The organism is Paenibacillus sp. P46E (assembly GCF_001909095.1).
Classification (GTDB): Bacteria; Bacillota; Bacilli; order Paenibacillales; family Paenibacillaceae; genus Paenibacillus_AQ; species Paenibacillus_AQ helianthi.
This window is the reverse complement of the sequence record NZ_LVYZ01000050.1, coordinates 1-18,778: the sequence shown is the minus strand read 5'-3', so window position 1 is coordinate 18,778 and position 18,778 is coordinate 1. Positions and strand designations below refer to the sequence as shown.

General features: G+C 49.7%; 19 protein-coding genes. 14 read left to right on the top strand and 5 right to left on the bottom strand.

Features of this window, described 5'->3' with window-relative positions; all coding sequences use genetic code 11:
* Positions 1 to 34: 34 nt before the first annotated feature.
* Entirely contained in the window at positions 35 to 2,392 is a 2,358-nt protein-coding gene (helD, locus tag A3849_RS18960) for an RNA polymerase recycling motor HelD (protein WP_074112833.1), read from the top strand.
* Positions 2,393 to 2,512: 120 nt separating this feature from the next.
* Here helD and A3849_RS18955 read toward each other — a convergent pair whose 3' ends face one another.
* From A3849_RS18955 to fsa, 3 genes are all read right to left on the bottom strand, one after another.
* Positions 2,513 to 3,733: an MFS transporter gene (locus A3849_RS18955; RefSeq protein ID WP_074112832.1), complete on the bottom strand. Its 1,221-nt coding sequence runs from the start codon at positions 3,731 to 3,733 to the stop codon at positions 2,513 to 2,515.
* Between the two features lie 12 nt (positions 3,734 to 3,745).
* Positions 3,746 to 4,189: a MarR family winged helix-turn-helix transcriptional regulator gene (locus tag A3849_RS18950; protein ID WP_074112831.1), complete on the bottom strand. Its 444-nt coding sequence runs from the start codon at positions 4,187 to 4,189 to the stop codon at positions 3,746 to 3,748.
* Between the two features lie 130 nt (positions 4,190 to 4,319).
* Positions 4,320 to 4,967 carry a fructose-6-phosphate aldolase gene (fsa, locus tag A3849_RS18945; protein ID WP_074088639.1) on the bottom strand — a complete coding sequence of 216 codons (648 nt, stop codon included), beginning with the start codon at positions 4,965 to 4,967 and terminating at the stop codon, positions 4,320 to 4,322.
* A gap of 229 nt (positions 4,968 to 5,196) precedes the next feature.
* Between fsa and A3849_RS18940 the strand changes: the two genes are divergently transcribed.
* The 3 genes from A3849_RS18940 to A3849_RS18930 all read left to right on the top strand — a co-directional run bounded on the left by A3849_RS18940 (position 5,197) and on the right by A3849_RS18930 (position 6,775).
* Positions 5,197 to 5,664: a hypothetical protein gene (locus A3849_RS18940; protein ID WP_074112830.1), complete on the top strand. Its 468-nt coding sequence runs from the start codon at positions 5,197 to 5,199 to the stop codon at positions 5,662 to 5,664.
* Positions 5,648 to 6,202 (top strand): macro domain-containing protein, encoded by a 555-nt coding sequence (locus tag A3849_RS18935; protein ID WP_074112829.1) that lies wholly within the window; start codon positions 5,648 to 5,650, stop codon positions 6,200 to 6,202. Before A3849_RS18940 ends, A3849_RS18935 begins: the two co-directional genes overlap by 17 nt.
* A 96-nt stretch (positions 6,203 to 6,298) precedes the next feature.
* Positions 6,299 to 6,775 (top strand): GNAT family N-acetyltransferase, encoded by a 477-nt coding sequence (locus tag A3849_RS18930; RefSeq protein WP_083613588.1) that lies wholly within the window; start codon positions 6,299 to 6,301, stop codon positions 6,773 to 6,775.
* 7 nt (positions 6,776 to 6,782) lie between these two features.
* On the opposite strand, the gene A3849_RS18925 is transcribed toward A3849_RS18930, so the two are convergent.
* Complete coding sequence (locus tag A3849_RS18925) at positions 6,783 to 6,980, bottom strand: hypothetical protein (RefSeq protein WP_074112828.1); 198 nt, start codon at positions 6,978 to 6,980, stop codon at positions 6,783 to 6,785.
* A 74-nt stretch (positions 6,981 to 7,054) separates the two neighbouring features.
* Here A3849_RS18925 and rpiA point away from each other — a divergent pair, with 74 nt between their 5' ends.
* The 5 genes from rpiA to A3849_RS18900 all read left to right on the top strand — a co-directional run bounded on the left by rpiA (position 7,055) and on the right by A3849_RS18900 (position 12,554).
* Positions 7,055 to 7,741: a ribose-5-phosphate isomerase RpiA gene (gene rpiA / locus A3849_RS18920; protein ID WP_074112827.1), complete on the top strand. Its 687-nt coding sequence runs from the start codon at positions 7,055 to 7,057 to the stop codon at positions 7,739 to 7,741.
* 45 nt (positions 7,742 to 7,786) lie between these two features.
* On the top strand, positions 7,787 to 8,233 hold the full coding sequence (locus A3849_RS18915) for a VanZ family protein (RefSeq protein WP_074112826.1): 447 nt from the start codon (positions 7,787 to 7,789) through the stop codon (positions 8,231 to 8,233).
* A gap of 62 nt (positions 8,234 to 8,295) precedes the next feature.
* The gene (locus tag A3849_RS18910; protein WP_074102187.1) at positions 8,296 to 8,736 is read left to right on the top strand and encodes a GNAT family N-acetyltransferase; all 441 of its coding nucleotides are present in this window, start codon (positions 8,296 to 8,298) and stop codon (positions 8,734 to 8,736) included.
* Positions 8,737 to 8,946: 210 nt separating this feature from the next.
* Positions 8,947 to 9,399 carry a MarR family winged helix-turn-helix transcriptional regulator gene (locus A3849_RS18905; RefSeq protein ID WP_143191862.1) on the top strand — a complete coding sequence of 151 codons (453 nt, stop codon included), beginning with the start codon at positions 8,947 to 8,949 and terminating at the stop codon, positions 9,397 to 9,399.
* The gene (locus tag A3849_RS18900) at positions 9,396 to 12,554 is read left to right on the top strand and encodes an MMPL family transporter (protein WP_074112825.1); all 3,159 of its coding nucleotides are present in this window, start codon (positions 9,396 to 9,398) and stop codon (positions 12,552 to 12,554) included. Before A3849_RS18905 ends, A3849_RS18900 begins: the two co-directional genes overlap by 4 nt.
* A 95-nt stretch (positions 12,555 to 12,649) precedes the next feature.
* Here A3849_RS18900 and A3849_RS18895 read toward each other — a convergent pair whose 3' ends face one another.
* The gene (locus A3849_RS18895; RefSeq protein ID WP_074112824.1) at positions 12,650 to 13,321 is read right to left on the bottom strand and encodes a tetratricopeptide repeat protein; all 672 of its coding nucleotides are present in this window, start codon (positions 13,319 to 13,321) and stop codon (positions 12,650 to 12,652) included.
* A gap of 199 nt (positions 13,322 to 13,520) precedes the next feature.
* Here A3849_RS18895 and A3849_RS18890 point away from each other — a divergent pair, with 199 nt between their 5' ends.
* The 5 genes from A3849_RS18890 to A3849_RS18875 form a co-directional block, all read left to right on the top strand.
* Complete coding sequence (locus A3849_RS18890) at positions 13,521 to 15,185, top strand: stalk domain-containing protein (RefSeq protein WP_074112823.1); 1,665 nt, start codon at positions 13,521 to 13,523, stop codon at positions 15,183 to 15,185.
* A gap of 181 nt (positions 15,186 to 15,366) precedes the next feature.
* Positions 15,367 to 16,365 carry an aldo/keto reductase gene (locus A3849_RS18885; RefSeq protein WP_074112822.1) on the top strand — a complete coding sequence of 333 codons (999 nt, stop codon included), beginning with the start codon at positions 15,367 to 15,369 and terminating at the stop codon, positions 16,363 to 16,365.
* Between the two features lie 197 nt (positions 16,366 to 16,562).
* Positions 16,563 to 16,697 (top strand): hypothetical protein, encoded by a 135-nt coding sequence (locus tag A3849_RS33640; RefSeq protein WP_256700821.1) that lies wholly within the window; start codon positions 16,563 to 16,565, stop codon positions 16,695 to 16,697.
* A gap of 234 nt (positions 16,698 to 16,931) precedes the next feature.
* On the top strand, positions 16,932 to 18,089 hold the full coding sequence (locus A3849_RS18880) for an IS110 family RNA-guided transposase (RefSeq protein WP_074112821.1): 1,158 nt from the start codon (positions 16,932 to 16,934) through the stop codon (positions 18,087 to 18,089).
* Positions 18,090 to 18,464: 375 nt separating this feature from the next.
* Positions 18,465 to 18,778: transposase (locus A3849_RS18875; RefSeq protein ID WP_143191861.1), on the top strand; the 314-nt coding region annotated here is incomplete at its 3' end.

Sequence of the window (18,778 nt, the reverse complement as noted above, 5' to 3'; positions counted from 1 at the left end):
ATGAATGTCAACCTTCCAAAGGGGATGAATTGCAATGGAGAAACATGATAGTGAATGGAAAGAAGAGCAGGAAAGGGTTAACGGGATTACGAAGCTGTTGTCAGCCCATATCCGGCGGTTATCCGAGGAACTCGGACTTCATCGCAGTGATGTCGTCGATATGCGTAAGGACTTCTGGGAAGAGGTTACGGTGAATTTCAGCAGCCCGGATGACCTCGGGGAAACCTCAACAAGTCTGCGGCAGCAGGCCCAAATTCTGAACGAGCGTGAGCGCCATCATCTACAGTCAAGCAAAGCGCTTAAAAAATATAGAAAGCTGGTTGTATCTCCCTATTTCGGCCGGATTGATTTCAAGGAGACACCGGAAGCCGGGACAGAGCAGATTTATCTGGGCATCGGCTCACTTATGGAGGATAACGGCACTTTCCTGATTTACGACTGGCGCGCACCGATCTCCAGCCTTTACTATGACGGGGCTCCCGGGCCGGCAGCCTATGAAACGCCAGGCGGGCTAATCTCCGGAACGATGGAGTTGAAGCGCCAGTTCGTCATCGATGATGGAACGATAGAAGTCATGTTTGATACAGGTGTTACGATCGGCGACGAGCTGCTTCAGCAGGTACTCAGCCACAGTGCTGACGACCGGATGAAGAGCATCGTAGCGACGATTCAGAAGGAGCAGAATGCCATCATCCGCAATGACCGGAGCCGGATGCTGGTCGTTCAAGGGGCTGCCGGCAGCGGTAAAACCTCAGCCGCTTTACAGCGCGTAGCCTATCTGCTCTATAAATACCGCGAAGTATTGCAGGCAGACCAAATGCTGCTCTTCTCGCCCAATCCGCTTTTTAACAGCTATGTCTCCACGGTGCTCCCGGAACTGGGTGAAGAAAATATGCAGCAGACCACCTTCCAAATGTACCTTGAGCACCGGCTGGGCCAGGAGTTTGAGCTGGAAGACGTTTTCAATCAGACAGAAAGCCTGTTGAATGCCCCTGAAGGACCGGAAGCAGCCACACGCAGAGAGGGAATCGCCTATAAATCCTCTGTGGCCTTTCTGGATGTAATCCGTCGTTATGTCAATCTTCTGGAGCATGAAGGGATGCTGTTTAAGCCGCTTGTATTTCAAGGCCGGGCAGTTGTCAGCAAGGAGGAGATGGAGCGCAAGTTCTACAGCTTTGATTCCAGTATAAAACTGGCGAACCGTATTGATCTCATGACAGGCTGGCTGCTCAAAAAAATCGCTGCGTTCAGTGTGGAAGAACGGGAATCGCAATGGGTGGAGGATCAGATTGAGCTGATGGATTCCAGTGACTATCAGCGGGCCTACAATATGCTTCGGCGCAAGGGCGGCGGCCAGAATGACAGCTTTGATGATTTCGATATGGAGAAAACCTCGCTCGCCAGATTTATCGTCAGCCAGCGTCTGAAGCCGCTTCGCGGCTGGACCAAACGCGGACGATTCGTTGATGTGAAGGGGCTGTACAGCCTGCTTTTTGCTGACCGTGGATTAATGGAGCGCCTGAGCAACAACCTGCAGCTTCCTGATGTCTGGGACAACATCTGCCGGCAGACGATAACATCAATGCACCAGAACGAGCTTGCCTATGAAGATGCCACACCTTTTCTGTATCTGAAGGAATTGAGCCAGGGTTTCCGCACAAACACACTAATCCGCCATGTGATTGTAGATGAGGTGCAGGATTACTCTCCATTCCAGCTGGAGTTCATGCGGCGACTGTTCCCCCGGGCCAAAATGACAGTGCTGGGAGATCTGAATCAGGCCATTTATGCCCAAGGCGAAGTACTGGGAGATCTGGGTGGACTCGTCAGTATCTATGGGGAGGAGAACACAGAGGTGATCTCATTGACCCGCAGCTACCGTTCCACCTATGAGATTGTTGAGTTTACGCGTTCAATGATTCCCGGGGGGGAAAAGATCGTTCCTTTTAACCGCCGGGGAGAATCACCGCAGCTGACCGTTGTGGACAACGAGGAGGGGCTGCTGGCTTCAATAGAACGGGATGTACTGAATCTGCATTCCATGGGCTATCATTATGTGGCGGTCATCTGTAAGACAGCGGAAGAAAGTGCAAGGGTTCATGCCGAGCTGCAGGATAGGCTTCCGGTGAGGCTGGTTACGAAGGATACGCCCAATTTTCAAAAAGGAACGCTGGTGCTCCCCGCCTACCTGGCCAAAGGTGTGGAATTCGACGCCGTGATCATTTACGACGGCTCTGAGGCTAAATATGGCCGGGAAAGTGAACGCAAGCTGTTCTATACCGCGTGTACCCGGGCGATGCATTTGCTGCATATCTACAGTCTCGGGCAGCCCAATCACTTCCTGCCTGCCGAGGTTCGTGAGTCTGTGACCGCCGGGGCTTCACAGAGCTAAACGCAGGGTTACAATATAATGCAAAGACCGCCTCCAAAATTGATATTTGGAAGGCGGTCTTTTTCTATATATTCCTCAGAGTGGTCTTAAGTGACCTCAGCGGAACATCTCTGGCAATATCTATTTGGCTGCTGGGTGGCTGGTGGAAGGTTCTTGTGCAAGGCTCCGGCGTTTATAAAGTGAAGTAAGGAGTATAACTGTATAGATCAACAGCAATAAAAGCGGGGCAAGGGTTGAATAACGGTACATGACAGCATAGCTGGTATACAGTGCAACCGAACCGAGAATTAGGGAGCCAAGGGCTACACCCAGATCCAGTGAGTTGAAGAACATACCGTTAGCCATCCCGCGCTGACGAGGCTCTACGGATTGAATCATCCATGTCTGCAGTGCAGGCTGCATCGAGCCAAACCCTATTCCATAACATATTGCAGCCGGAAAAAGGGCGCCTGTTGAAGAAGCGAAAGAAAGCAGCAACAATCCTGCGATAATGAATAGACTTCCCGGAATAAGCAGGGCCGGAGGGCCGAAGCGGTCATAGATTTTACCGGACAGTGGTCTTACAACCACAATGGCAACGGCATTGAACAGAAAGAAGTAAGCGATATGCTCCAGATGGATTTCCTTACCGAATAGAGCCAGAAATCCCAGCAGGCCTCCATAAGAGACGGCTAGCAGGAAATTAAGCACGCAGGGTACGAATAGTCTGCCGAAGGTTCCACCCTTAAGTTCCGATACAGGTGCGTTTGCCGGTTCCTTGTGATGTGCAGGCAGCTTCGTGGTCAAACGGTAGCCGAGCGGTACAATCAGCGTCAGTACTGCGGCTGTGCAGATAAGCAGCGAACCGAAGCCGGGTCCCTGCAGTAGGCTGAGCCCGATCAGCGGGCCAGCTGACATCGCAAGGCTCGTGGAGAGGCCAAAATACCCCATACCTTCGCCCATCCGCCGGATCGGGATCACATCAGAGGCCATTGTAGGGAATGCGGTACTGGCCATACCGAAGCCAACCCCGAACAGCATCCGTAGGAGCAAGAGGGCTAGGATATTTCCTGCCCAGTAATAACCGATCACCGCAGCAAGGGAAACAGCCAGACCAAGGAAGATCAGCAGATTGCGGCCGCCCTTCTCCATAGCCTTCGCTGAGAAGAGCCGTGAGGCAATGGCGCTTAGTGCGAATAGACTGGTTACAAGACTGACTTGTACGGAAGAAGCGTGGAGTGTTCCTTCGGCATAAGCTGGGAGAGTGGAGAGGGTCATTTGCAAACCCATGAACAGCATTAAGTTGCAGATTGTGAGAATAATGAAGGACGGGGTCCATAATCGCTCAGATGTATAATTCAAAACGGGTTTCTCCTATTCTTTAAGCGTATTTCCGGTGTTGTGGTAGATCAGCTCCAGCATGGAGCGGAGGTCTTCCAGCTGCTCTGGGCGGAGTCCATTAACAGCTGTTGCAATGGTCTGTTGCTCTAGAGAAACTGTTCGCTCAATCAATGACTTGCCTGTCTCAGTCGCATAGAGCTGGAAAGCACGCCGGTCGGTGGGGCTCATTGTCTTGTGTATGAAGCCTTTCTTCTGCAGCAGTTCTACAATGCGGGCGGTAGTTGGCTGGTCCTTGGCGGCCGCAGCGGCAACTTCTTTCTGGTTAATGCCTTCACGGTCACAGATCATCAGCAGGATAGACCACTGCTCCGGAGTGATGTCATAAGGCTTAAGGACACGTGCAAATGCATTGGAAATCCTCCGGTGCGTAGAGCCGAGAAGAAATCCAAGGAAATCTTGCGGTGAAGAAAAGGGCATGAATACTCATCCTTTCACAAATACTTGTCATAACAATTATATTTAAGACAACTATATATGTCAATGTACAACAAAAAAGCCTCTCCCCGCATGAGCGGAGAAAGGCTGGTAATGTACCGGTATGGGGTGCTTAGACTTGCGGAACTTTCTCCCAGTCTTTCAGGAAACGCTCGATACCGCTGTCGGTCAGCGGATGCTTCCAAAGTGAAGGCAGGAGGGAGCCTGGAATGGTTGCAATGTGTGCACCTGCAATTGCAGCCTGCTCCACATGAGCAATGTTGCGGATACTTGCAGCGATAATTTCCGACTGAAGTCCGTAATTGGTCAGGATCGTCTTCAAATCCGAGATCAGCTTCATGCCGTCAACACCGATATCATCCAGACGTCCAACGAACGGGCTGATATAGGTAGCGCCGGCTTTGGCGGCCATCAGTCCCTGAGCTGCCGAGAAGATGAGGGTTACATTCGTTTTAATGCCTTTTTTGGTTAGTTCATAGCAAGCTTCCAGACCATCTTCAGTCATCGGCAGCTTGATAACCACGTTAGGTGCCCATTCAGCGATTTCGTAAGCTTCCTTCAACATTTCTTCGGCTTTCAGACCGATGACCTCAGCGCTGACAGGGCCTGGTACAATTGCAACAATTTCTTTGATAACATCCTTGAACAGTCTGCCTTCTTTGGCGATAAGCGACGGATTTGTCGTTACGCCATCCACTAATCCGAGGCGGGTAATACGTTTGATTTCTTCAATATTTCCGGTATCCAAGAAAAATTTCATTTCGTGGTATCCTCCCTTGGTTTGATATGGATTGACAAACATTTTGCACCACTTCATTATGAATCATGCTAATCGAAGATTCAACTGTTAATATGAATATTTCAAAATAACTTTATAGAATTTCAGGTGAAATGTTAATTCAGCGCGCTGTGCCCATTCCCTGACACGTTCGTCACGTGATAATATAGAAGCGGTGTTGCCCATATCGCCGAAAGGGCAGGTGTCAGATATGTTTATGGTATATGCAGGGGTTGTCGCCTTTCTGTTATTTGCTGCCGGAATCATTGCTTTCCAGAACAGCAGGCTGGTTGCCCAGCAGGAAGCGGATGAATCTGCAGGACGCATCAGCAGTTTAATGTATTCTGTCTATCATCAGTCCTTTTCATACAAGGATGAGCGGCCGGAAGCGGTTCCTTTGTTTCAATTTAGCGTTCGTTCACTTCTGGATGGGCAGCTTGCAGGCGGAGAAGTCGACAAGACGATAGCCCTGTGCCGGGTTCCTGCAGGAGGCGGGGAAATGGCGCTCTCTGACGCTCAGAGCTGGATGCTGGGCAATATCCGGCAGTCTTCTCTGCGGGGCGAGCAGATCCAGGCGGATTCTTTTACGGACAATGCATTGAGCAATGGGGAGAAAGAGATGATCTTGCGTTTGGAATCGGCTGTGAAGGAGGAGGCCGCAGATGCAAATCATCATTAACCATGTGGTTATTTCCATCCGGCAGGGGGATATTACCACCTGGCAGGGAGACATGATTGTAAATGCTTCGAATTCGGGTCTTTTTGGCGGTGGGGGTGTGGACGGTGCAATTCACCGGGCTGGCGGACCGCAGATTGCTGAAGCATGTGCAGAGATTCGTCACAAGCAAGGCGGTATTCTTCCAGGTGAAGCTGTGGTTACAAATGCCGGGGGACTGCCTTTCCTGGGGATCATACATACAGTAGGTCCGATATGGAAAGGCGGAGCTGCGGGAGAAGCTGCAATTCTGGCCAAATGCTATTCGAGCAGTCTGGAGGCAGCCTGTAGACGGGGGGCGGTAAGTGTTGCTTTTCCCAACATCAGTACAGGGGTCTATAATTTCCCCAAAGAACTGGCATGCCAGACTGCGCTGAGTTCTGTCATTGAGTATATTAAGGAACGTGATTCCGGTGGACTGCCGCTGAAGCGGATAGAATTCATCTGCTACGAGTTGGATAATGCCCAATTGTACGAGGAAGTTCTTCATAACTTTGCTTGAATTACGTAATTACATTCCTGTGCTAATATGAAAATCACAAGTTGCAACTATATAAATAAAGGTACATTCCAATTAGGATGAGAGTGAGGATGAGAAATGTATTCTAGTGTTGGAGTGAACTTTGTTGTGGTTGATCCCGAGAATAAGGATCTGCGGGCTTTAATTGACCGTCTGGATGATGAACTGAAATCAAGGTATCCGCATGAGACGATCTACGTAGTGGACTTCTCTGATCCCAAGGTTAGGGAAATGACCTTCGTGGTGGCTTATGCCGGGGACAAGCCGGTAGGCTGCGGAGGCCTTCGTCCGCTGGCTGAAGATTCTTCCAGTATGGAACTCAAGCGATTCTATGTAGATCCGGATACCCGTCAACAAGGGATCGCAAACCGTATGCTGCTGGATTTGGAACAAAGGGCTGCAGCAGCGGGCTGCAGAGAAATCCGGCTGGAGACAGGCATCAAGCAGCCGGAAGCCATTGCGCTGTACGTGAAGCACGGCTACCGGCCGATTGATTTGTTTGGACCCTACATTGGTGATCCTGACAGCCTTTGTTACGGTAAAATTCTGTCTTAACCAAGCTTTACGCGTGGTACTTACCGGCCGGTGCATCCAGCACCCACTCCAGCATCAGGATCATATCCTCAAGCCGGCTCAGCTGGGCATTCAGCGGTTCCCGCTGGGGGCTGCTATCCGGCAGCGGTGTCAGTCGGGATTCCACGGATCTTTTTTGCAGGGTCAATTCGTTGATTTTGGATTGGATCTGTTGCTCGGTTCTCATGCTGGAAGCCTCCTGGCGGTGATCATTTGATAGCAATTCAGAACTATTATAACGGATAAATGGGGGTATTAGAAATGAGTATCAATGTGAAGCAGCTCGCGGCAGAGAAGGCAGTAGAGTATGTAAAGGACGGAATGAAGGTCGGACTGGGAACAGGTTCTACAGCTTACTGGGCCATCCGGAAGTTAGGTGAGCGGGTAAAGGAAGGGCTGCAGATCACTGCTGTTGCCACTTCGGTTGCCTCAGAGGAACAGGCACGTGAACTCGGAATCCCCCTGGTCGGTTTCGGTGATATCAAGGGTCTTGATCTGACCATTGATGGTGCAGATGAGCTGAATCATGATCTGGAACTCATTAAGGGCGGCGGAGGTGCATTGCTGCGTGAGAAGATCGTAGCCCGCAATAGTACACGGATGATTGTGGTGGCTGACGAGAGCAAGGCGGTTGGTACTCTTGGCCAATTTCCATTGCCGGTGGAGATCGTTCCATTTGCCTGGGAGTGGACTGTGGCGGAGCTGGCCAAGCTGGGCTGCACACCGGAGCTCCGGCGGAGCGGGGATGCCCTGTACAAGACGGACAACGGAAATTACATTGCGGATTGCCGGTTCGGGGCCATTGCTTCAGCTCCAGAACTCGCGGCTTCCCTTCAGAATATTACCGGGGTAGTAGAGCATGGACTCTTTATTGGGATCGCCGCTATGGCGATTGTCGGCAAACCGGACGGGAGTATTGAAGTCATTGAACGCGGGCAAGGCCAGTAACAAAGGAAGCAGAGGAGTAACGGCCAGAGCAGCAGGAAAAAGCATATGCCACCGCAAGCGAAGGGAATAGCCAGAGCACTGCTCATAATTCTCTTTAGTATATATAGTGCCGCTCTGGTATACTGGATGTTCCTTGGATTTGGGCGAACGGTTCACACCGAAGGGCCTTTCCGGTATAACCTGGAGCTGTTTCGTACTATAAAGTTGTATTTTGATCTAGAGAACGGAGTTTCTTTGACAGGAAGGGTTATCAATATACTGGGCAATGTAATTGTATTTGCGCCATTTGGCTTTCTTCTACCGTTGCTGAAGCGGAATTTGTACGCTGTCATTCGGCTGCTCATGGTCTCTGCAGCAGGCATACTGCTCTTAGAAACCATGCAAATGCTGCTGCGCGCCGGCAGCTTCGATATTGATGATGTGCTGCTGAACCTTGTGGGAGTATTAAGCGGGTACATATTGCTTCGGATTGTGTATTTTAGAAGAAAGTAAAAATGTAATCAGAGGTTCTTATAGCAGGATTAAGTGAATGTACGGAGAGGAGAACAAAACTAATGCTGATAGATTTGAAGCAGCGTATAGATACAGAAGAAGTGAAGGAGCTGCTGGCTTATGCCGTGATTGATGAACCGGATGCGCTCTGGCGTACAACGGTGGAATATGGCAGTAAGGCGGCACTTCAGCTCTGCGGCTGGGAAGAGGAAGGGTTGCTTGTAGGACTGGTAGGCTTCGAGGAGACTGAGGATGGTTCGCTGGAAATTCGTCATATTGCCGTGCTCCCGGAAAACCGGGGTAAAGGCTATGCGCGGGGAATCATTCTGGAGCTGCTGTCAGCCCGCAATCCGCGGTATCTGCTTGCTGAGACAGAAGATGAGATTGCCGCAGACTTTTACCGGAATCTGGGCTTTATGGTCTACAGTCTTGGGGAGAATCCCGCAGGCATTGAAATGTTCCGCTGTGTGTATGAAGTAGAAGAAGCTGAGGATGAGGAGTAATTCTGCAGACTTCCGTATTTTATCATTCAGGTACTTAGTAAGCATGGGTATAAGCCATTTCGCATATGAATTGCGGGGTGGCTTTTTTTGCAGTACAAATATTTTGCGGGGATCTGGTTGTGATATTGACTTTTTAGGCTGCAAATCATATAGTTTTACTGTGAAACTATTCTACACACGAACTATCATCAAGGCTAGGAGGTTGGGATTTTGAAGCTTGAGGCAGAGCAATGGATTAACCGCTATGTGGATGCATATATGGTGGTGACCCGGCAGATCAACGCGCAAATTAGAGACAGTATGGCAGAAGGATTAACCAACGATCAATTTCTAATCATGCGTCTGATCCAGAGCCAGGATCTCTGTACCTCCACTTATTTGGCAGAAGCGGTAGCTGTAGGGAAGAGCTCTATCACTGCAATTATCAATAGACTGGTTGAAGCCGGATTTATCGACCGGACCCGGGATGAGAATGACCGCCGCCAAGTCTATTTGTCACTTACAAACAAAGGGAGAGAAACCTATTCTACGGCTGAAAAGCAGGTACAGAAGGTGATCTCGCCTTATTTCTCGCATTTTGAGGAACGGGATATTGAGAAATTCATCACAATGTTTGAAAAACTGGCATTTTTGATGCAGGAAGCAGGAGGTAGAAACAATTGAAGACCATACTTAAAGCAAGATGGGCCATTCTAGCCGTATGGCTCGCCGTGGCGGTCCTGTTATTTTTGACAGCCCCGGGCATGTCAGATCTGGTACGTGAGAAGGGGCAAATTTCCGTTCCGGACGGCTACTCCTCTACAAGGGCCTCGGAGATTATGAAGGAAGTGGCCGATGCCAAAGGCGGAGAGACGCTGCATCAGGTAGCGCTTGTTTTCAACAAACCCGGCGGACTTTCCGCTGAAGACACAGAGAGCATTAAGCAAGGCATCGGGAAGCTAACCGCTCAAAAAGACTCGCTCAAGATTGACTCCATCACTGACCCGTTTTCGCAGCCGGAATTGAAGGATACTCTGATTGCCAAAGACGGCAAAACGGTTATGACAGCGCTCATGGTAAGTGGCGGAGGGGAAGCTGTCAAGCAACTGCCGGATAAAGTGAATGCACTGCTAAGCGGTGTCAGCGCCGGTCACTATTTGACGAGTGAAGGACTGATAACAGAGGATACTATTGCCAGCTCGGAAGCAGGGCTGAAGAAATCGGAATACATTACCGTTATCTTCATTTTGCTGATTCTGTTTGTAGTCTTCCGTTCATTTGTTGCCCCATTTGTGCCGCTGCTGACGGTGGGACTCAGTTATATTGTGTCTCAATCCATTGTAGCGTTTCTTGTGGACCGCTTTGATTTTCCATTATCGACCTTTACGCAGATATTCATGGTTGCCGTCATGTTCGGGATCGGGACGGATTACTGCATATTGCTGATCAGCCGCTTCAAGGAAGAGCTGGCTTCTGCTGAGGATACCAAAAGTGCAATTATTTCAACTTACCGCAAAGCAGGCGGCACAGTATTCTACTCGGGTCTTGCTGTATTCGTCGGCTTCCTGGCGATCGGACTGTCCAAGTTCGTGCTCTACCGTTCGGCGGTAGCGGTGGCCGTTGGAATCGCCGTGATGCTGCTGGCACTCGTGACAGTCGTCCCCTTCTTCATGGCTGTACTTGGCAAAAGACTGTTCTGGCCGTCAAGTAGCAAGCTTGCGCACAGTGAGAGCCGGATTTGGGGGGTAGCAGGTTCCTTTTCCCTCAAAAGACCTTGGGCAGCTTTGTTGATTGTAACGGCGATCGTACTGCCATTCCTGTTAACTTACACTGGCAAACTGTCCTTTAACAGCATGAATGAGATTGGTTCAAACTACGATTCGGTCAAAGGCTTTAACATTATTTCTGCGAGCTTCGGCCCCGGGGAATCCATGCCCGGCAAGATCGTTATTAAGAATGACGACCGTATGGACACCCCGGAATATATAGGGCTTGCGGAGAAAATCAGCCGTGAGCTGGAAAAGGTGGACGGCGTCAAATCGGTACGCAGTATGTCGCGTCCGACCGGCGAACAGATCAATGACTTTTTGATTCCGACGCAGGTGGCAACTCTAACCGATGGTCTTAGCCAGAGCAATCAAGGACTGACCAAGATACAGTCGGGGCTAGAGAAAGCGAGTAAGCAGCTCAGTGACAATGAGCCGAAGCTGAATGAAGCTGTATCAGGAAGCGCGAAGCTGACACAAGGCACAGCCGAGCTGAGAAAAGGCATTGATGCTCTGGGAGACGGATTGTTGCGCATCGAAAACGGTATAAAGAGCGGCTCTTCGGGAGCCGGTGAGATCAAAGCCGGGCTGGCCCAGGCGGCAGCCAGTGCCAAGCAGTTAGCCGATGCCAATGCATCGCTGCTCGCGGGCTACAAGAAAATCGGGGCAGGACTGACGGCGCTGGATGGCGGACTTGGACAGCTCCAAACCCAGCTTCAAGGCGTGGCAAAGGCGCTAGGCGGTTTGGGTGCATCTTTCACCGGTCTGGAAGCTGCTCATCCGGATCTCCTGCAGGATGTGAATTATCAGACGATCAAAGGCACTGTAACACAGACTGGTGCAGGAACAGCTCAGCTCGCAGAAGGCCTAGGCCAGATTACGGGGCAGTTGAAAGGAGCCGCAGCGGGCCTGAATGAGGCCAATACGGGATATGCCAAAGCAGCAGCCGGACAGACTGCGCTGGCGCAGGGGCTCGATAAGCTCGTGGCTGGAATCGGCCAGCTGCAATCAGGACTGAATCAGGCAGCAGCCGGACAAGGACAGATCGTGGATAAGATTCCTTCCATTACAAGCGGCCTGGATCAGCTGCAGGGTGGCCAGCAACAGCTGGCAGACGGCTTCGGCCAGCTTACAGGACAGATCAGCCAATTGACCGATGGGCTGAGCGACAGTGCGAACGGCCTGAAGCAGATTACAGGCGGACTTGATTCTGCACAGGATTACCTGAAGCAGATTCAAGATGCCAAGGATGATGAGCTGAGCGGGTTCTTAGTACCGGCTGAGGCGCTTAAATCTGATAGCATGGGGCAGGTGTTTGATAATTATCTGTCTGGCGACCGTAAGGTGATGACACTGGATGTGGTGTTTGCTGCCAATCCATACAGTGCGAAGGCGATAGACAGTATGGGGGATATTCAGGCAGCTGTAGACCGCGCCGTCATAGGAACAAAGCTGGAAAATGCCGAAACGGCTATCAGCGGAGTAACCAGTACCTATAGTGATTTGCAGAAAATATCAAATGAGGATTATACACGGACGGTTGTCCTTATGCTAGGTGGTATCTTCATCATACTGGTAGTATTGCTTCGTTCGATTATTATGCCGCTGTATCTGATTCTTTCACTAGTCATCACATACTTTACAGCGCTCGGGGTGACAGAGGCGATTTTTGTACATTTGCTGAATTACTCAGGAATCACCTGGACGACGCCATTCTTCAGCTTTGTGATGCTGATTGCGCTGGGTGTGGACTACAGCATTTTCCTCATGGCCCGTTTCAATGAGAACAAAACCTGGGATGTGCGTGAAGCAATCCTGCACGCAATGCGTAATATGGGTACAGTTATCCTCTCAGCGGTAGTGATTTTAGGCGGCACCTTCGCCTCGATGTACCCTTCAGGAGTACTGTCAATGATGCAGATTGCAACCGTAGTCTTGTCCGGTCTTGCCCTGTACGCGCTGGTGTTTCTCCCGTTCTTTGTACCGGTGATGGTACGGATGTTCGGCCAGGCCAACTGGTGGCCGTTCAACGGGTCCGCTTCGGATGACAAACCCAAAACGCTGGATATGTAAACTTGATCTGAGTTGTAGCTTTAACTCCAAAAAACCTCCGCTGCACATTACCTGTGCTGGCAGGAGGTTTTTTGTTGATGTATGTAGCAGCTGAACTAGCGCATCTTTGCGAAATAACTGCGCAGCGCCCAGCCGCGTTCCTGGCGCTTTTTGTATTTGGGGAGCGAGCGGTAAATGGCTGTTGATTCGGCAAAAGCACGTTTGGCATCGTCAACTCTGCCTAATGCCTTATACATCGAACCTGCAAGATAATAAGCTTCACTGGAGGAGGATTGGATCTCTTGAAACTGGGTTACATAATGCAAGGCTTTGTCATGGTCGATATTGCGGAAGGTTTCAGCGAGACGGAGATATGGCTGTCCGTACTGGGCCTTGCGGTTGATCTCCAGGCCTTGCAGCATCTGAGCTTCACCTTCAGGCAGGAGACCCAGCTTCAGATTCGCATAGCCGAGCTCAACCCAATATTCGGCAGATTGCTCATAGCGGTCAGCGATTTGTTCAAGCAGTTCCTTGGATTCACTGTAACGCTTGCGCTCAATCAGCAGCCTTGCCAAATCGAACTTGGCTGACACATCATTGGGATTGAGTGAAATGGTCGTCCGCAGTCTGGACATTTGCCGGCTCCGGCGGAATGGTTTGGTGATGCTTGGGAATATACCGACGTATCGGCGGTCCAGAAAATACAAGATAACGAGCAGAATGAGAAGTGCCAGAAAAGGGTTGCCTACCAGGCGGTACAGCAGTAAGAAACCAAAAATTTTAAACATGAATTCCCTCCGTTATAGTGGTGTATCCGAATCAATTCCTATAGAAGACTGCAGAGCAGGGTAATTATACCATATCATCCTATATTTCTGATTGTAATTTTTTGAACAGAACGGGCACAACTTTTACGGGCTGGACTGCGTATATAGACTATATTATACAAAAGATACCAATCTGCTTGAGAAGAAAGGCAGGATTGCCATGAATATATTTTTCCGGAAAATCCGACTTTTAGGTATGCTATCCACAATTGCTGTAACTGCAGTTACTGCAGTATTTAGCTTACCTTCTATTAACGTAATTGCGGCTGGTTCAACTTCAACTTCCGGTTCAACAACAGTGGCAAGCAGCACTGCTTCAGGAGTTTCCAAACTATCAGGGATTCAACAAATCGTAGCTTCTCCAGGGTTCTGGGGCGGAAGTTCATTTGCACTTGGCAAGGATGGTTCCGTATGGGTTTGGGGCAGTAATGTATATGGCCAATTCGCAAATGGCACTGCCGGGCCTCAGGGCTGGACTATAACTCCACACCGTATTGGGGCACTGGACCATACCCGGCAGCTATTGATTGGATATGGATATTATCTGGCCCTCAGTGAAGAGGGGACGGTGACGGTGTGGGGGGCGTATGCCAAGGATGATAACATTTCGGTTAACCAGCAAAGTGAGGTTCAGCAGCCGCAGACCATACCCGGGTTAGCTGATGTCGTTAAGATTACCTCCTACTCAGGGGGCATGCTGGCTCTGAAGAAAGACGGCACATTGATGCAGTGGTCAGCTCCGGACAGAACGGCTGCGGGCTATGCTGTAATTCCTCCGGCAAATCCCGTTAAGGGTATAAGCGGCGTGAAAGATATCGCTGGGGGCGCTTTTCAAGCGGCACTTAAGGATAATGGTACTCTGTGGGTGTGGCAATCGGCTTCAGGTGTAGCACCCGGCAAGGCATTGCCTCTGTCGCCAACTCCTATAAGCAATCTGTATCATGTGAAATCCATTGTGATGAATGGGGCTAGCCTGCTTGCATTGACAGAAAGCGGGACGGTGTGGGGGAGCGTGGATGCCGACGTCCATGATCTATCCAAGCTAGTTGTGAAGAAAATGACCGGATTAAGCGGTATTGTCACCATAGATACAGGAAATGGCTTCAATATTGTCCGCAATAAGAAAGGAGAATATTGGCTGTGGTCATCTGGAACCGATTTGAGCTCATTACAAAAAGTTACTTCTCTTAATGGTCTGGCAAAGCTTAGTTTGGGGTTAGAAGGGTTTGTTGGGGTGAAGAAGGATGGTACCGTCTGGACCTGGGGGAAGAACAATGCAACTGACCCCAAGCTTACATTCACAACCCCTAAACAAATCAAAGGTCTTCAGTCTCCGGTATCTATCACTTCTGGGGAGAACAGCAAATACGCGGTGCTTAAGGACGGAACTGCAGTAGCCTGGGGAACGAACATGTTCGGCCAGCTAGGCATCAGTGTGCTCGAATCACGGCCGTTCAGGCTGTCGCCGATTCTAAAACCGATTACGCTAGTCGTTAATGGAAAGACTCTTGAAGCCGGGCAGCCTCCGATTTATGCAAATGGAAGATTAATGCTGCCGGTTCGTGCCGTATCGGAGAGTCTGGGCTATAAGGTTGCATGGGACGGAGGCACAAAGCTCACGAGAAACGGCAAGTCTCTGTTGATCCGCGAGAGCCAGATCCAGTTAGCTGACGGCAATAGTATTACAATGACCCCGCTTCCGGTAAAAGTCAGCTATACAGAGCTGGTACCGGCCTCTGCACTGATTCATGCTCTTGGACTTTCGGTGACTTGGGAGGGGAAGAACTCTATCCTTACCATTCGGGAAGCGGGCAATACGGATTGAACGCCGGATAACCATACGGGAACAGACTCGTTTCAGAGACAGTCAAGCTGACTGAAAGGGCAGAATTGACAGTCAAAGGCTTAAGACTTAAGCTGGGGTTATATCTGTTGATAAGCACAGGGATGTTCTGTTTTCAGCCTGCATATCTGATCGTACTCTATCTATGGGAGAAGGATGATTCATGGAATCAGGATGGGCAACTGCCGGCTTACGCCCTTTGGGGCAATCCGAGTTATTGGTGTCACCGCTTGGACTGGGATGCTGGCAATTCAGCCGGGGCAAAGGCATTGTCGGGAAGTATTGGAGTAATCTGGAGGATGAGGATATTCTGGAAATTGTCCGGGTGAGTCTGGAAGGCGGCATGAATTGGGTTGATACTGCAGAAATTTATGGCGGCGGAAAATCAGAGGAAGCTCTGGCTCATGTGCTGGATACGTTGAAGAGGGAGAACAGCCCCCATGCCACGCCTCTGATTGCAACCAAATGGTGGCCGCTGTTCCGCACCGCTCATTCTATTACTTCCACGATTGATGAGCGGCTTCGCTGCCTTGGCGGGCGGGATATCGATTTGTACCAGATTCATCAGCCTTTTTCCCTCTCTTCAATCGCCAGTGAGATGAAAGCGATGGCCGGGCTAGTGCAAGCTGGCAAGATCCGTAACATCGGGGTGAGCAACTATTCGGCGAAACAGATGACTGAGGCCCACCGGCTGCTCCGCCAATATGGCTTGAACCTTATTTCCAACCAAGTGAAATACAATCTGCTGGACCGGAAAATAGACCGGAATGGAACGATGGCGGCGGCTAAAGAGCTTGGGATTTCGATTATTGCCTACTCCCCGCTGCAGCAGGGCATCCTGACCGGACGCTTCCACCAGGACCCTGCACAGATCCAGGCAGTATCACGTATGCGAAGATTGCAGTCCGGCCTGGACGACAAGGGGCTGGCCCGCAGTAAGCCATTAATAGAGAGCCTGAAGGGATTGGCTGAGAAGTATGGTGTGACTCCTGGTCAAATTGCCCTTAACTGGCTGATATATTATAACGGGAACACGGTAGTTGCTATTCCAGGGGCTTCCAAGGTCCGGCATGCGCGGGAGAATATCGGGGCCATGAGCTTCCGTCTTGAGCAAGGCGAGCTTGAGCATCTGAACGAAGTCTCCTGGTCAGCTCAGAAATAAAGAACATAAATGAGTATAGGTCTTCCTATTGAAACTTGTTCAGCCTCCATTCCGCTTAGCGGATACGGAGGTTTTTATTTTTTTATCTTCATGTGCAATATAACTGTTTAGGATTGGAAGGTAAGGGTTAAATAAGGGATAAGATGATGCGCAGATACGCAAATATATTCGAACCTATTCAAGGAGGTTGAACTTAAATGAGTATGACAGTACATAATCTTATGGCCTATAATCATCAATATTTCAGACCTCAACCTGTGGCTGATCCGAAACCGCAAAGGTCCGATGACAAGACACTGAGCTTCCAGGATATTCTGGCTGTCCCAAACTAACATGGCCTGACGGCCACCATCATGAATGAAAATGTCTTGGCTTGTGAATCTGTGTCTTCCATAATGGAAGTGCAGGTCACAGGCCGAGGCTTTTTTGGTAGGACATACTCTGAGTCCCAAACCGGCCGATTGTATCCCACGAGTACCGCCAATTGTTGCTATGAGCACGTGTATAAAAATCCTTTTACTTGAGGGTACATGACCTGCGTCAAACTGATTCCAGGGGTGATGTGGATGGAGGCGATTTTAGAAAGATGCGCGGGGCTAGACGTTCACCAAGAGAACGTGGTGGCTTGTATCTTGTATGGTGAATTAGAGCGCAAACCGAAGCAAGAAATTCGTACTTTTTCTACAACCACAAAAGGATTGCTGGCGCTCCACGATTGGCTCAATGACTGGGAGTGCACTCACGTTGCAATGGAAAGCACAGGGGTGTACTGGAAGCCTGTATGGAACATTTTAGAAGGGCAATTCACGCTGATTCTAGCGAATGCCAGACGAATCAAAAATGTACCCGGACGTAAAACAGATGTAGCCGATGCCACCTGGATTGCACAATTGCTTCGTTCTGGGCTCATTACTCCCAGCTTTGTCCCTCCAGCCGACATTCGAAATCTGCGGGATTTGACCCGTTACCGACGAAAGCTACTTCGGGACGCAACCGCTGAAAAGAATCGAGTTCATAAGATTTTGCAGGATGCTAATCTAAAGCTAACCACATATATCAGCGATATTTTTGGTATATCGGGTCGTGCTTTACTCGAATCGGTTATTAATGGGGAAGTTTTAGTCGCTGAGGAAATCAGGGATAAAGTAAAGACCTCCCTCAAACGTAAAATCCCTGAACTTCTTGAGGCCTTGGACGGACGAATGAGGAAACACCATCGCATGATGCTCGGTTTGCATTTGGATCATTTAACCTATGTGGAAAATCAACTAGCCACAGTAGAATCTGAAATTGATTTGTTGCTGGAACCACACTTAACATCGGTTGACCTTTTAGTCACCATTCCGGGAATTCAGAAAGATGCGGCGGCGGTCATCTTGGCTGAAATTGGGAATGATATGTCCTGTTTTGGAGGTGATCCTCAAATCGCAGCTTGGGCAGGGCTAAGCCCAGGCAATAACGAAAGCGCAGGAAAGAAGAAAAGCTCAAAGATAGCCAAAGGAAACTTTTATCGTATACAGAAACGACGAGGGCAAAAAAAAGCAACCATAGCAACAGCTCATCTTATCCTTCGAATGATCTACCATATGCTCAAGGACAGTAGAACCTATCGTGAAGAAGGTTGGGACTACTTAACCTCATCCAAGTCCTCCGTCGATTACTGGGTAAAGAAAATTGAGGCCCAGGGATTCATCGTCAAGGTTGAATCTGTAGAAACCTTATAAAAAAAATTGACACTCCCATCCTTAGAGGCAGAGGGTCTTTTTGTGCATTTTGGAGTGTTCATTTTCGTATAAAAAGCCATGAAATGGCTGCTGGGACAGCCCTTTATTTTGGAGTAGGGTCAACGTGAGCCCTCGGGTGGACGCTCCGCGAACGGACCGTTGTTCCAATCGCTGTTGTCCCCAGATTTTATTTATTCTCCTTCGCGGTGAAAATCCGGGGACAAAGGCGACCGCTATCGCTTTTCCACAATCGTTCCGTCCTCTCCGCTGTTTAAGCGGGAAATGGGGTCTACAATCTTTAAAAAAAGCAAAAAAAAGAAACCATCCTTTGGTAAAATGGAAGTGCGACCAACCATTTCAAAGGAGAGGTTTCTTTTGTACATTCAATATACCATGGACCAACTTTGCTTGCCAATGGATCTGGAAGAAGATATTCCAGAACATCACCTCGTTCGTATCGTCAATGCCGCCGTTAACCGGATGGACGACGGCATTTTTGACGCGGCCTACCCAGGTGGTGGCCGTGACAGCTACCATCCTAAAATGCTGACCAAAGTCATGATTTACGCCTACACGCAGCGCATCTATTCCTCTCGCCAAATCGCCAAATCCATTCGGGAGAACATCCCCTTCATGTGGCTGGCCGGGCGGCAGCGACCCGACTTCCGCACGCTGAATCGCTTCCGTTC